Genomic DNA, 14,580 nt, shown 5'->3' on the forward strand with positions numbered 1-14,580 from the left:
CGTCAATGCAGGAATCACGCGTCATAACCTCGTGAAATGCGTGGAATCCGTCATAAGTGCCGGTGGTAATTGCTCAGGCATTGAGTGAGATCGCTGAAAGCCTGCCCGACCTTATCCCGCTTGCCCCTCCGGCGATCCCGGCCGTAGCCCCGGCAGGCTGCGCAACACCGCCCGCACCGGGCTCGCGTCCAGGGCCATGAACTTGAGGGGCAGGGCGATCAATTCGTAGTCCCCGGCCGGCACTTCATCCAGCACCAGCCCTTCGAGGATGGCCATGCCATGGCGCTCGATAGCGTGGTGTGCGTCCAGGGTCTTGGACTGTTGCGGGTCCACCGAGGGCGTGTCGATGCCCACCAGCCGCACCCCGTGCCGCGCCAGCAAGTGGAGGGTGGCCACGGCGATTGCGCTGGAGTCCGGGTCCCAGGTGCAAGGGGCGCTGCGACGATACGTGCGCAGCAGGATGCGTTCCGGTGCCCCGGCCAGGTGCGGCGCTACCTGCTCCGGCTGGACCAGGGCGCCGCTGTCGAAGCAGTGGATCACCCGGCAGGTTCCCAGGTAGGGCTCGAGGGCCACCGCGCCAATGGCGGCGCCGCGGCTGTTGTAGTGCAGCGGAGCATCGGCATGGGCTCCGGTGTGGGGCGAGAGGGTGATTTTTCCGACGTTCACCGGGCACTGCTGATCCAGCACCCAGACGGCTTCCTGACGGTAGCGGGTGTCCCCCGGCCAGGTGGCGAGGGTGCTGGAGATCGGTGGGCTGATGTCGAACAGTTTGCGTGCGGGCACGTGGCAGGCTCCTTCCCAGTCAGCAACGGCGACCCTGGGCCAGGTCGCTCAGGGGCGGCAGGCAGCGGGTCACTTCGTGCTCCACGGCATCCAGGTTGATCGAGGTCAGGTCGGTGTGGTTGGCCACGGCGAATTTCAGCAGTTGCTCCTGGATCTGCCCGCGAGCCAGGGCCTGGGCATAGGGCAGGCGGCTGAAGGTGACCATGCTGTAGCGCGGGATGAAGCGCGTGGGTTGGCGCTGGGCCATGATTTTTCCCAGCTCGCGCTCCAGCAGGTAACTGGAGCTGGCGACCTTGCTGCTCATTTCCACGTAGTTCTCCAGGGCCATGGCCTGGATCGCCAGGGCGTTGGGCTGGCGTTGCGCGGTGAATGCCGCAAGGGCGCTGGCGATATCGCCGGGCTGTTGCAATTGCTCGGCGAGGGCCACCGCGTCTTCCAGGGCGCAGTTCATGCCCTGGCCGTGGAACGGCACCATGGGGTGGGCGGCATCCCCCAGCAGCACGGCCTGGCCGCCGATATGCCAGGTGTCGAGGCGCAGGGTCGCGAGCTTGCCGGTGGGGTGATGGTCGAAGTCCTGTTCCAGGCTGCCCAGCATCGGCGACAGCCCTGGGAATTCGCGGTCGAAAAAGGCCCGGGCGGCGCGTCCATCGACCAGTTGGGCGAAGCACGGGCTGGTGGGTTGGGTCGTCGGGCTCTGGTGGTGCAGGAACAGGGTGACGGTGAAGCTGCGGTCGAGGTTCGGCAGGGCGATGCACATGTAGTCGCCGCGAGGCCAGATGTGCAGGGCGTTGGGCTCCAGGCCGAAGTGCGCGCTGGCCTGCGGGGTGATATGCAATTCCTTGTAGCCGTGGGGCTGGGTTTCCAGTTGCTGGTCCAGGTCGACCACCTCAGCCATGGCCTGGCGCACCGCTGAGTTGCAGCCGTCGGCGCCGATCAGCAACTGGAAGCGGCTGCCCAGGTGAGCCCCCGAGGCGTTGCTGAAGGTCAGGCGCTGGCGGGGGAAGTCGACGCTGTGGAGCCCCAGGTTGAAGTGGATTTTCGCCCCGGCCGCTTCGGCGCCGTCGAGCAGAATCCGGTTCAGACGATCGCGGTTGATCGACCAGATCACCTCGCTGTCATCGCGTCCGTACGGTTGCAGGCTGGGGGCCGTGCCGGGGACGTGCACCATGCGCCCGCGCATCATCACCGCTTCGGCCAGCACCTCGGGTTCGAGCCCGGCCAGGCGCAAGGCATGGGCGCCGCGTTCGGCCAGGGCCAGGTTGATGGAACGGCCGCGGGCCCCGGTTTCGATGCGCGGATCGGAGCGTCGCTCGAACAGGCTGACACGCCAGCCCTGGCGGGCCAGCAGGCGGGCAACCAGGGCTCCGGCCAGCCCGGCGCCGATGATGGTGACTTGACGAACGTTGTCTGTAGCGGTCATGGCGAATTCTCTTGGGGTGGTGCCCGGTTCGCAGCGGCAGCGGGCTTGATAAGGCGTCGGCTAAAGGCTCGAGCGCAGGCTCCAGAGCTCAGGGAACAGCACGGTGCCGAGCATCTTGCGCAGGTACTCGACGCCTTCCGTGCCGCCGGTGCCTTTCTTGAAGCCGATCACCCGCTCGACCACGGTGACGTGGCGAAAGCGCCATTGGCGAAACGCATCCTCGATGTCCATGAGCTTTTCTCCCAACTGGTACAGGTCCCAGTAGCGCTCCGGTTGTTGGTAGACCTGGACCCAGGCGGCCTCCACCGAGGCATCGCTGCGGGTCGGTTCGCTGGGGTCGGCGTCCAGTCGCAGGGCGGCAATGGGCAGGCCCTGGCGCGCCATCTGCTGGATGATCACGTCGTACAGGGAAGGGCTGTGCAGGCAGCGTTCGAGGTTGCGGGCGATCTGTGGCGTGTGCTGGTGCGGCAGGAGCATGGCGCGGTTCTTGTTGCCGAACATGAACTCGATCTCGCGGTACTGGTAGGACTGGAAGCCCGAGGCTTGCCCCAGGTCCGAGCGAAAGCTGATGAACTCCATGGGGCTCAGGGTCGCCAGGATCGACCAGGAGCTGACCATCTGCTCCATGATCCGCAGGACCCTGGCCAGCACCCGGTGACTGCCCCCCAGTTGGCCGTGGTCGATCAACTGGCGGGCGTGACGCAGTTCATGCAACAGCAGCTTCATCCAGAGTTCCGATGCCTGGTGCTGAATGATGAACAGCATTTCATTGTGTTGCTGGGAGCGTGGCGCTTGTGCGTCCAGCACTTTATCCAGCCCCAGGTAATCGCCGTAACTCATGCTTTCGGCGAAATCCAGTTGGGCGTCATGCCATTGTTGGGGTGGTGCTGGGTGCATATAGGGGCAAGGGCACATCGGTCATTCCTCGCTCGGGGGCGTTAAAAGCAGCCACCGGCGACGGCAGGCAGGATGGTGATCTGGTCCTGCTGCGTCACGGCGCTGTCGAGGCTCTGCAAGAAGCGGATGTCATCGTCGTTGACGTAGATATTGATGAACTTGTGAACTTCGCCGCCGTCGATCAGGCGGGCCGCAAGGCCCGGGTACTGCTGCTCGAGCGCGTCGATCACTTGCCTGACCGTTTGCCCCTGGGCCTCCACGGTTTTCTGGTTGGCGGTCAAGTGGCGCATCAGGGTGGGAACAATGATCTTCATGGGGTGGCACTCCGTAGGGGGTTAATCGGGCAGGTTCAGTGCAGCGGCGGGCAGCGCATCGATGCGCACTTCCTCTTCGCTGACACAGCCCTGGACAATGCGAAAACTGCGCAGCGGCGGGTCGTAGTCCGCGGTGCTGACAATCAGGTAGTGGGCATTGGCGTCGGTGGCGAACGCGATGTCGGTGGCACTGGGGAAGGCCCGCGATGCGGTGTGGGAGTGGTAGAACACCCGGGGTTCTTCATCCCGGGCGTCCATCTCGCGCCAGACCTGGAGTTGCTGGCGCGGGTCGAACTCGAAATACACCTCGGAACGGGCACGGTTGACCATCGGGATCAGCCGCGTGGCGCGCTCGCTGCCGGCGGCTGTGGCGATGATTCCGCAGCATTCGATCGGGTGCGCCTGGCGCGCCTGGTCGAAGATCGCGCTGACGATGTCGTGGCTCAGCAGCAACATAAAGGGCTACTCGTTGGGGGCGGGGGGCGCGGGATCAATAGGCCGGCAGCGTCGGCGCATAGGCCGCGGCCCAGGCCAGGACCCCGCCTTCGAGGTTGCGCACGTTGTCGAAGCCTTGCTCGGTCAGGGCCTGGACCACCGTCCTGGAGCGGCTGCCGGCCTTGCAATAGACGACGATCTCGGCGTCCCGGGAAAGCTGCGCGTGGTGCACGCCGCTGAGCACCTGCTGCATCGGCATGAGCTGCGCCTGGGGGATGTGCAGGATGTCCCATTCGTTCTGTTCCCGGACATCGATCACCTGCAGCGGCTGCCCGCCCAGGCGCAGGGCTTGCAGGGCGTGGGCATCCAGGCTGGGCACGCTGGCCGGGGTCGGCACGCTGCCCAGGCCGCACAGTTGCTGGTAGTCCTGCAGCGCGGTGATCGGCTGGCGCTTGAGTGACGGGCGCAAAGGCAGGAAGCGGTAGCTCATTTCCAGGGCGTCATACACCGCAAGGCGCCCCAGCAGCGGCGTGCCGATGCCGGTGATCAGCTTGATGGCCTCGGTGGCCATGATTGCCCCGATGGAGGCGCAGAGCACTCCGAGCACACCGCCTTCGGAACAGGATGGCGCCAGGTGCATGGGCGGCGGCTCGGGGTACAGGTCGCGGTAGTTGATCCCGCCGCCGGGTGCCTGTTCCCAGAACACCGAGGCCTGGCCTTCGAAGCGGTAGATCGAGCCCCAGACATAGGGCTTGCCCGCCAGCACGCAAGCATCGTTGACCAGGTAGCGGGTGGCGAAGTTATCGGTGCCGTCGAGCATCAGGTCATAGTTGGAAAACAGCGCCACGGCGTTGTCGTTGTCCAGGCGTTGCTGGTGCAGGTTGATCTGGATATGGGGGTTCAGCGCCTGCAAGGTGCGCTTGGCACTTTCAGTCTTGAGTTGGCCCACTTCCGCGAGGCGATGAATCACTTGTCGCTGCAGGTTGGACTCGTCCACCACATCAAAGTCGATGATGCCCAGGGTGCCGACGCCGGCCGCCGCCAGGTACAACAGCGTGGGCGAACCCAGCCCGCCGGCACCAATCACCAGGACCCGGCTGTGCTTCAAGCGTTGTTGCCCTTGCAGGCCGATTTCGGGCAATAACAGATGCCGGCTATAACGGCTTATTTCACTGGCGCTCAATGTGGCGTCAGCCTCTACCAGGGGGGGAAGTTGCATGGCTGTTCCTGTCTTGAATGAAATTCTGGGTGAGCGAAGCCCGCACCTCGATCAGCAGGTGATGCAGGCGTTGAAGGTTGTAGTGCTGTTGACGGTTGTAGCGCCGTTGCAGTCTTTTATTGACCAGGCCCGGGGTCAGCCCATCAAGGCGCCCATGCCCGCCGGTTGTTTAAATCGGATAGAAGAAGCCGTGGAAGTTGGCGCAAACCGTTTGGCTCATGACGGACTTGAAGACGTCCATTTCATCCCGGGTGCCTACCGTGACGCGCACCCACTCCGGGGCTTCGGGCCAGGCACGGCCGATGTGCACGCCGTGTTCCGCGAGGACCTGAATGACCTGGGGGGCCCGGTCCCCGACCTTCATCATGAAACAGCTCGATTGTGAGGCCGTGCACGGGATGTCCCGGGATTGCAGCCAGTCGATGGTTTCCTGCCGGGCCCGGGCGATTTCGAGCTTGCGTTGTGCCACCTGAGCGCTCTGGCCGAGGCTGGCCAGGGCGGCCTGGGCGGCGGTGATCGAAACGTCGTCGGCGGGCAGGGTGGTGATGCGCTGCAAGGTCTGGGGCTGGGCCATCGCCATGCCGACCCGCAGGCCGGCCAGGCCATAGATCTTGGAAAAGGTGCGGAGCACGATCAGGTCGGGGCGCTGTTCGACCCAGGGCAGCATCGAGCGTTCATCGCAAAATTGCAGGTACGCCTCGTCCACCAGCAACACCGCGTCCCGGGGCTTTTCCGCCAGGGCCTGGAGGATGGCCTTATGGGGCGTGATGGTGCCGGTGGGGTTGTTCGGGTTGCACAGGTAGATCAGGCCGGCGTCTTCGATCGCGCACATGCGCTCCAGGTCGTGGGCGCCATTTTTACCCAGGGCCACCTTGTGCACCTCGGCCCCGGCGCGCCGGGCGGCCAGCTCGCAGATCGGGTAGCCCGGGGAGGCCATGACCAGGGATTTGCCCGGCCCGGTAAAGGTCGCCGCGGCATAGTGCAGGGCCCGGTTGGAGCCCGGGTGCAGGGTCAGGTGGTCCCGGGGCACTGCCAGTTCCTGCGCCAGGGCCTGGTGCAGTTGATCGATCGCAGCGAAGCCGTAGCGCCCGCAATCCGGCAGGCTGTCGCGGGCCGCCTCCAGGGCCGGGGGCAGGGGGCCGAAAGGTGATTCGTTGAAGTTCAGGTACACCGCACGGCGATTCTGCTCGCTCACCGCCTGGCCGCCACTGCTGGCACTGGCACCTGGCGTCTGGGGTGTGAAGAGGTTGCTGTTTCTGAAGAAGTTGGAGAATTTCATCTCGGTTAAAAGTCCTGGAGAAAAGGGGACGTGCGCAAGCTCGGAGAGCCGACAGCGAGGTTGGCGTGGGCGCCGGTTGCGGCCTCAAGTGGCCGTAGGGCGAGCAGCCGGCCGCGACGGTTTGCCGGGCGTCTTCCGGCATCTGCCAGGTATTGATAGGGGGAGCGCCTGCAGCGGGTGCAGGCATGCCAGGTCAATGGCTTGGGGCTGCAGCAGGGGCGGTGGGCTGGGGCCATCGCTCGGTGCGAATTCCTTTCTAGCATCACTGTGATCTCGAGTTGTCTCGTCGGGATTGGCCACACGTTAGAACCATTCTCAGGGGGGTGGAATAGTCCGCGCCGGAACCCATAGGAAATTCGTCGGACGGCATATTAATAAGAATGATTATCATTTTTTGCCGCTGTTACCATTTTTGCCATTGACCCAATGAGCACATTTTGGAGCGCATCAAATGAATGTCAGTCAGCCCGGGATCGGTCGTTGTGCCTGGGGAAAAAGCACGCCGTTGTGGGTCGCCCTGATGGTCGCGGCCGCGGCTCCAGCCCAAGCGCTGGAAGAGTTGCCGGCGATCACCGTGACCGCCAACGCCTTGTCCCAGAGCGCCGAGTCGGTGCCGGCGGCGATGAGTGTGTTCGACGGCCAGACCTTGGAACGCGAGCATGTGCAGGACCTGTCGGCGTTGTTGCGGCGGGTGCCGGGTTTTGGCTTCCAGCCCTTCGGCCAGTCGGCGATCCAGCCGCCGGTGGTGCGTGGCATCAGCTCCAACTTCGCCTCTTATTCATCTTCGGCGCTGATGATGGTGGACGGCGTGCCGACCTTCATGGCCCAGGGTTTCGACCACGACATGCTGGGGATCGAACGGGTCGAGGTGCTGCGTGGGCCACAGTCGGCGCTGTATGGGCGCAATGCTGAAGCCGGGGTGGTGAACATCTATACCCGCGCTCCGGACAACACCCCGCACGCCCGGCTTTCCACCGAGCTGGGCAGCCGCGACAAGCGCGTGGCGCGGGCCGACCTCAGCGGGCCGCTGGTGGAGGACCGCTTGTACCTCGGGGTCACCGGCAACTGGAGCGAGCAGGACGGCTATATCGATGACCGCTACCACGGCGGCGAGGCCGACGACCGCAGGAAGCACGGTGGCCGCATGGCCCTGCGCTGGACCCCGGACGACAGCTCCGAAGCCATCCTGCGCTACTCGCGCCAGGACTATGACGACGGCGCGGCCCAGTGGGGCGCCTCCGGCACTCCTCGGGCCCGGGTCAGCTCCGGCGTGCGCGGCTGGGATCACTCCAGTGCCCGCAGTGTCTCCCTGGACCTGAGCACCGAACTGGCCTCGGGCCTGAAGCTGCGCTCGGTGACCGGCAACAGCGACTTCTACGACCGGGTCTTGCAGGACACCGACTTCCGGCCCGCCGACTCCCTGCACATCGGCCGCGACAACCACTTCAATACCCTGTCCCAGCAGTTCACCGTGGAAGGCTCCCTGGGCGACAGCCAATGGGTCACGGGCATGTATTTCGATCGCGACCGGCACGACCTGGGCGGGGAGCAGAAGACCCCGATGCGCCTGTTGCCCTACAGCTCGAAACTGGGAGGGCACAGCGCCGCGCTGTTCAGCCACTGGATGATTCCGGTGGCCGAGCGCTGGACCCTGACCCTGGGCGGCCGCGCCGAGCGCGACTTTGTGCGCTTCACCCCGGAGGGCGGCGATTCCCGCGACGCCAGCTGGAAGCGCTTCTCGCCCAAGGTCGCCCTGCAATACGAATGGATGGATGACGCATTCGTCTATGCCAGCGTCGCCGACGGTTTCCGCGCCGGCGGTTTCAACACCTTCAGCCCGGCCGCCAACTACCCGCCCTACGCCCCGGAAAAGGTCCGCTCCTGGGAGGTCGGCCTCAAGGGCGGGGCCCTCGACCGCCGCCTGCAGTACTCGGTGGCCCTGTACACCATGAGCATCGACGATATGCAGGTGCAGCAGATGCTCACTCCGGGCGTGGTGTACATCGCCAACGCCGCGTCGGCGCGCTCCAGTGGCCTGGAATTGCAGGCCGACTACCTGCTGGGCAGCGGCTGGAAAGTCCTGGGCGCACTGGCTATCAACCGCACCCGCTTCGACAGTTTCACCGACGGTGCCAGTGACTATTCCGGCAATCACAACCCCTTCGCCCCGGACCTGACCGGCAACCTCGGGCTGCGCTACGACGCCGAGAGCCGCTGGTACACCCAGCTCAACCTGAGCGCCGTGAGCCGTACCTACCTGGACGCGGCCAACAGCAACCGCCGGGCCGGCTACGGCCTGATCGACCTGGACCTGGGGCGCAGCTTCGAGCGCTTCGAGGTCAGCGCCTACGTCAACAACCTGGCCAACAAACGCTACGACGCCGTGGGCTACCAGAACGGTTTCGTGGACGTCTACAGCCCACCTCGGGAGTTGGGACTGCGCCTGACATTCGACTTGTAAATAAGGGGATCCAGACCGTGAACATTATTGATTTCAACCACAGCCACCCGCTGCAGGCCTATTGGCAACTGGCCGGCGCTGCGGTCCAGGCCGACGCCCTGACCCTGGCCCTGGAACTGGACCTGTTCAGTACCCTGGAGCAGCCCCTCGACGTGCCGACCCTGGCTGCGCGCCTGCAGCTGGCGCCGGACATCACCGGGCACTGGCTCGAGCTGCTCTGGAGCATGGCGCTGTTGCAGCGCATCGACGGGCCGGACGGCAGCCGCTATGGCCTGAGCGACACCACTCGCCGCTACTGGCTGCCGGGGCCCCAGGGCTGTGTCGACGCCTGGCATTACCGGCTCAAGGCCTTGCGCCAGACCGGTGCCAGCCTGCGCCAGCGACTCAGCGGCGAGCCGATCCAGGCGCCGGCCAAGCCTCAGGGCGGCGGGCAGGACTGGGCGGCTGCGGCGGCTAGCCATATCGCCCAGGAGCAACAGGCGATCAGCGTGCCGGCGGTGCTCTCGTTATTGCAGATGCTGCCCGAAGTGCAACGGGCCGAGCGGGTGCTCGACCTCGGTGGCGGGCCGGGGCTGGTGGCCCAGGCCCTGGCCCGGGAATACCCCGGCCTGCACGCGACGGTCTTCGACTGGCCGCCGACCGCTGCCGTGGCCCGACAGTTGGTGGCCGAGGCCGGCTTGCAGGAGCGGGTGGCAACAATGGGCGGCGACCTGTCTCGGGACTCGTTCGGCGAAGGCTATGACGTGATCTGGTGTTCCTCGGTGGTGCATTTCGTGCCCGATTGCCTCGACCTGCTGCGCCGCGTGCTGGGTGCATTGCGCCCGGGCGGGCTGTTTATCAGCGCTCATGCCGAACGTTCCGCGCAGCCCGGGATGAATGCCCGGGTCATGCCGTACTACTTGCCGATGCTGATGGCCGGGCGCTTTGTCCCGCGTGCCGGGGAAATGGCCGGGCTGCTGGCCGAGGCCGGCTTCGCCAGCGTGGAGCACGCCGGTGAATGTGATTTCCCCATGGCGCCGCTGACCGTGCTGCTGGCCCGCAAGGGCGTGCGATGAGCGCCCGGATTCGCGGGCCATTGGACCTTGCAGGAGGCGCAGCCATGACGCTTTATTCCTCTGCCCGGGCGCTCGACCAGAGTCCGAGCGTCTCACTGACAGTCCCTGGGCAACCCTTGCTCCAGCACCTGACCTTGCAGCTGCCGGCAACGGCCTGGCCACCTTCGCTGGCTCCGGTCGCCCGGGCCCTGGGGCGGCGCCTCAAGGCCTTGGGCGGGCAGGTGCTGGAGGCCGACGCCACAGCCCCTGGGCCGGGTTTGAATCGATCGGCCCCCGGCTTGCTGGACGACGCCGGACGCCAGGTGGAACTGCACCTGCGGCCCTGGCCGGGGGCCTCGACCCTGGACGCCAGCGCCGCCCTGGTGGAGGCGGTGGTCGGCATCACGGCCCTGCACCAGCGCTCCACCGGCCAGCCATTACCCCTGGGCGTGGACTACTGCGCCACCTTCAGTGCCTCGCTGCTGCTGACCACGGCCCTGGCCAGCCTGGTGGGGCAGGCGCGGGGTTTGCCCCGGGCGCGGGTCGCCATGAGCCATGGCGGGGCGGCGCTGCTGGCCCTCGGTCAGTACCTGGCCATGGACAGTGCCGACGGCGGCTACCCGCCCGAGCCCGCGCCCCCGGCGGATGCGGCACGGCCGCCCTTTACCAGCGCCGATGGCGTGGTGTTTGAACTGGAGGCGCTGAACCCGGACGCCTGGCTGCGTTTCTGGAACCTGGCCGGTGTTGCCACTCCCGTGGCCGGCAAAGGCTGGCGACCGTTCATGCAGCGCTACACCCGGGCCACGGCCTGGTTGCCGGCAGCGCTGTTCAGCGCGGTCGGCGGCCATGGGTTTGCCGCGTTGCAGGCCATGGCCAAAGAGGCCGGCACCGAGCTGTGCGCCCTGCGTCGTTGGCAGGATTGCCGCCATGAGCCATCGTTCCAGCGCTGGATCCAGGGCGGCGGCTGGCGCTGCTTCGACCTGGCCCAGGAGCCTGTCGCCAGCCTGCCCGGCGACCGCCTGCCACCGCAGCAGGCCGGCCTGCCCTTGCAAGGGATCACCGTGGTGGAATGCTGCCGCTTGATCCAGGGCCCGTTGGCCGGGCATCTGCTGCGCCTGCTTGGGGCCACGGTGATCAAGGTCGAACCGCCGGGAGGCGATCCGATGCGCGGCATGCCGCCGATGACCGGGGACATCTCGGCGCATTTCGACGCGATCAATCAGGGCAAGCAGTGTGTGCAAATCGATTTGAAAGCGGCCAGCGGGCGCGCCGAGCTGCTGGCGTTGCTGGCCGACGCCGACGTGTTCCTGCACAACTGGGCCCCCGGTCGGGATGAGCAACTGGACCTGCAGCCGCAGACCCTCGCTCGGCTGATGCCGCAGTTGATCTACGTCTCGGCCTCGGGCTCCGGCCCCGCGCCGACGCCGGAGCACCCTCCGGGTACCGACTTCATGATCCAGGCCTACAGCGGCCTGGCCGCGCGCATCCGCCAGCCCGAAGGGGCCGCTGGCGGGGCGCTGCTCACCCTGATCGACGTCCTCGGCGGGGTGGCTGCGGCCGAGGGCACGGTCGCGGCGCTCTACGCCCGGCAACGCGATGGCCGGGGCCGCTACCTCGATTCGTGCATGGCCGGCGCCGCTGCGCTGTTGCTGGCCGAAGAACCCGCTGAGCCGGTGGCCGGGCAGGCCGGCGCTGTCGCCTGTCGCGACGGCTGGCTGATGCTCGACCTCGCGCAGACCGCAGAAGGCCGCGACTACCTGGGCCGTCTCGAGGCCGGGCCCGGCCTGGCGCGCTGCTGCGCCGAACAGGAGACCCAGGCCTGCTGCGCCGCGTTGCAGGCCCGGGGCCTGATGGCCGTGGCCGTCACTGCCGACCTGCGCCAGTTGCCCGAGCAGCCGCTGCTGGCGGGCGCCTTGCGCCAGTCGGCCTACCTACACGTGAACAACCCCTGGGAGATTTCCAGTTTATGAATGGCGCCTCACTGGCTGATACCCGGATGGCTGTCGCCAGCCATCCGGACCACCCCGATTTTATCGATCTGGTGCCCGGCTCCCTGCGTCGACAGTGGCGTGAGCAAGGGCTGTACAGCGGGCTCGACCTGTTCTCCTCGTTTTACCGCCTGGCCTTGCAGCAACCCCGGGCGCTGGCGGTGGCGGATGCCGAGCACAGCCTGGATTACCAGCAGTTGCTGGAGCGCGCCCTGAGCCTGGCCCATGCCCTGGGGCAACAGGGTGTGGTCGCCGGCGATGTGGTGGCGGTGAACCTGGCCAATGGCTGGCAGGCCTGCGCCCTGGATTTGGCCGTGGCAGCGCTGGGGGCGGTGGTCCTGCCGTTTCCCATCGGCCGCAAGAAGCGTGAAAGCCGATCGCTGTTGCAGCGCTCCCGGGCCAAGGCCCTGGTCTGCTCGCGCTGGGTCGGCGAGACCGACTACGGGGCACTGATCGATGAGCTGGCCGAGCAATTGCCGGCCTTGCGCATCCGCATTCTGCAAGGCCAGGCCCGGGAGGGCTGGCTGGATCTGGATCGACTCTGGGACGGGCCGAGGCTGGCCTTCGAACCGGGGCGGATCGACGCCGACGGCCCGGCGCGGCTGATCGCGTCCTCGGGGTCTGAGTCGGAGCCCAAGCTGGTGGCCTATTCCCACAACGGCCTGCTCGGTGGCCAGGCGGCCTACCTCGACAGCCTGAGCCGCAGCGACGCTCCGGTGCGGGCCCTGTTTTGCGTGCCCCTGGCGTCGCCGTTCGGCTCCCTGGCCACCTCCTGTGTGATGGCCGCCCAGGGCGGGGCCCTGGTCACCTTGCCGCGTTTCGATCCGGACGAGGTGTTGCGGGCGGTGGTCCGGCATCAGGTCACCCACCTGTACGCCGGGCCGAACATGGTCGACCTGTTGCTGGCCAGCCCGCTGTTGCAGCAAGCGCCCTGGTCCGGGAGCAGCCTGGCGCTGGAAGCGATCATCAGCGGCGGTTCGGCCCTCAGCGCCGAGACCGCCCGTGGCGTGCAGCGCCTGCTGGGGTGCCGCTTGATCCAGTCCTATGGGTCCGCCGATGGCGTGGCCTGCCACACGGCCCTCGACGACCCGGCCTCGGTGCTGGTGGCCAGCGTGGGCAAGCCGGACCCGCGAGTGGTCGGCATCCGCATCGTGGATGAACAGCAACAGGCGCTGCCGATGGGTGAAGTGGGCGAGATCTGGGCCCTCGGGCCCATGACCCCGCTGTGCTACTACGGCGCCCCGGAGCTGAACCAGAGCGCCCGGGCCCCGGGTGGCTGGGTCAAGACTGGTGACAAGGGCCGGCTCGACGCGCAGGGGCGGCTGCAGGTGGTGGGCCGCAAATCCGACGTGATCCTGCGCAAGGGGATCAAGGTCAATGCCGGGGAGCTGGAAATGCTCCTCCACGAACACCCCCAGGTGCTGGACGTGGCGGTGGTCGCCGTGCCTCGCGCCGGCGGCGAAAGCTGGGTCCAGGCCTGCGTGGTCCTGCGCGATCCCGGGCAGGGCTTGAGCCTGGAGGTGGTCAATCACTTCCTGCAGCACCAGATCGGCCTTGAACGCTTCAAGTGGCCGGACGCCGTCAGCCTGCACCCGGCCTTTCCCCTGGCCCCTTCGGGCAAGGTCGACAAAGCAACTTTACGTGACGAACTATCGAGGAACAGCATGAACCAATCCGTTTCCCCCGTGACCCTGAGCGCCGCCCCGATCCTCGACATCCTGACCGGTGTCGAACGCGCCGGGGTCCTGCGCGCCGCCATCGAACTCAAGGTCTTCGACGGCCTGGCCGAGCAGGCTGCCAGCGCCGCGACCCTGGCCCGGGAACTGGGCACCAGCGAGCGCGGCATGCGCATCCTGCTGTCGGCCCTGGCCGGCCTCGGCCTGCTGCAAGTCGGTGGCGACGGGCGCTATGCCCTCAACGACCTGTCGCGGCGCTACCTGCTGAGCGAGAGCCTGCAATACGTGGGCGGCCTGGCCCAGGTCTACAGCGCCGACCTGATGTGGGAAACCTTCCGCGATTTCAAAAGCGCGGTGATCGCCGGCAAAAGCACCCTGGCGCAGAACATCGAGGCCGATGACCACCCGTACTGGCAGGAGTTTTCTGCGGGGATCGAAAGCACCAGCCGCACCACGGCGCGCCGGGTGGTGGCGCTGTTGGATGAGTGGACGGCGCGGCAAGCGCGGCTGCGGATTCTCGACGTAGCCTGCGGCAACGGTATCTACGGCTTCACCTTTGCCCAGAAGTACCCCCAGGCCCAGGTCACCGGCCTCGACTGGCCGTCGGTGGCCAGCGTTACTGAAGGCTTTGCCCGGCAGTTCGGGGTGGCCGAGCGGGCGCGGGTGATTGGTGGCGATATCTTCTCGGTGGAGATCCCCGGCCAGTACGAACTGGTGATCATGAGCCAGATCCTCCACCACTTCGATCCCGAGCGATGCCGGCAGTTGATCGCCCGCGCCCGTGCGGTGCTGGCCCCCGGCGGCAAGCTGCTGATCAGCGACTTCATGACCACCGCGATCGACCCGGCCCTGGACCCGCTGCCACGCCTGTTCGCCGCGCAGATGCTCGGCCTGACCGACTGCGGCGACACCTACGCGGTGAGCTTTATCCAGTCGCTGCTGCTGGAACAGGGCTTTACCGAGGTCAAGGCCCAGCCGCTCAAGGGCCTGCCGATCCACTGCCTGGTGGCCAGCGCCCCGGCCTGATCCGCGCTACCCGCTGTCAACCGGCGCATGGGCCTGCCATGCGCACGG

The 14,580-nt window shown here is 66.9% G+C and carries 11 protein-coding genes; 4 read left to right on the top strand and 7 right to left on the bottom strand.

The window, feature by feature from the left end:
- Positions 1-111: 111 nt before the first annotated feature.
- From kynB to MF4836_RS01970, 7 genes are all read right to left on the bottom strand, one after another.
- The gene (gene kynB / locus MF4836_RS01940) at positions 112-783 is read right to left on the bottom strand and encodes an arylformamidase (protein ID WP_078468845.1); all 672 of its coding nucleotides are present in this window, start codon (positions 781-783) and stop codon (positions 112-114) included.
- A gap of 19 nt (positions 784-802) precedes the next feature.
- Complete coding sequence (locus MF4836_RS01945; protein ID WP_078468846.1) at positions 803-2,203, bottom strand: FAD-dependent oxidoreductase; 1,401 nt, start codon at positions 2,201-2,203, stop codon at positions 803-805.
- A gap of 60 nt (positions 2,204-2,263) precedes the next feature.
- Positions 2,264-3,118 (bottom strand): tryptophan 2,3-dioxygenase, encoded by an 855-nt coding sequence (kynA, locus tag MF4836_RS01950; protein WP_078468847.1) that lies wholly within the window; start codon positions 3,116-3,118, stop codon positions 2,264-2,266.
- 23 nt (positions 3,119-3,141) lie between these two features.
- The gene (locus MF4836_RS01955) at positions 3,142-3,414 is read right to left on the bottom strand and encodes a MoaD/ThiS family protein (protein WP_078468848.1); all 273 of its coding nucleotides are present in this window, start codon (positions 3,412-3,414) and stop codon (positions 3,142-3,144) included.
- Between the two features lie 21 nt (positions 3,415-3,435).
- A complete protein-coding gene (locus MF4836_RS01960; protein ID WP_078468849.1) occupies positions 3,436-3,870 on the bottom strand; it encodes a Mov34/MPN/PAD-1 family protein in 435 nt (144 codons plus the stop codon).
- A 34-nt stretch (positions 3,871-3,904) separates the two neighbouring features.
- A complete protein-coding gene (moeB, locus tag MF4836_RS01965) occupies positions 3,905-5,068 on the bottom strand; it encodes a molybdopterin-synthase adenylyltransferase MoeB (RefSeq protein ID WP_078468850.1) in 1,164 nt (387 codons plus the stop codon).
- 169 nt (positions 5,069-5,237) lie between these two features.
- Complete coding sequence (locus MF4836_RS01970; protein ID WP_078468851.1) at positions 5,238-6,347, bottom strand: aminotransferase class I/II-fold pyridoxal phosphate-dependent enzyme; 1,110 nt, start codon at positions 6,345-6,347, stop codon at positions 5,238-5,240.
- 451 nt (positions 6,348-6,798) lie between these two features.
- On the opposite strand from MF4836_RS01970, the gene MF4836_RS01975 reads away from it, so the two are divergent.
- Genes MF4836_RS01975 through MF4836_RS01990 form a run of 4 tightly spaced genes read left to right on the top strand, consistent with a single transcriptional unit; the run spans position 6,799 to position 14,532 of the window.
- Positions 6,799-8,808, top strand: coding sequence for a TonB-dependent receptor (locus MF4836_RS01975; protein ID WP_078468852.1), 2,010 nt, complete (start codon positions 6,799-6,801; stop codon positions 8,806-8,808).
- Positions 8,809-8,825: 17 nt separating this feature from the next.
- Positions 8,826-9,863, top strand: coding sequence for a methyltransferase (locus MF4836_RS01980; RefSeq protein ID WP_078468853.1), 1,038 nt, complete (start codon positions 8,826-8,828; stop codon positions 9,861-9,863).
- 44 nt (positions 9,864-9,907) lie between these two features.
- A complete protein-coding gene (locus MF4836_RS01985) occupies positions 9,908-11,812 on the top strand; it encodes a CoA transferase (RefSeq protein WP_078468854.1) in 1,905 nt (634 codons plus the stop codon).
- A complete protein-coding gene (locus tag MF4836_RS01990; protein WP_078468855.1) occupies positions 11,809-14,532 on the top strand; it encodes an AMP-binding protein in 2,724 nt (907 codons plus the stop codon). The genes MF4836_RS01985 and MF4836_RS01990 overlap by 4 nt, the downstream gene beginning before the upstream one ends.
- Positions 14,533-14,580 lie beyond the last annotated feature (48 nt).

It is taken from the genome of Pseudomonas sp. MF4836 (assembly GCF_002018875.1).
Lineage (GTDB): Bacteria > Pseudomonadota > Gammaproteobacteria > Pseudomonadales > Pseudomonadaceae > Aquipseudomonas.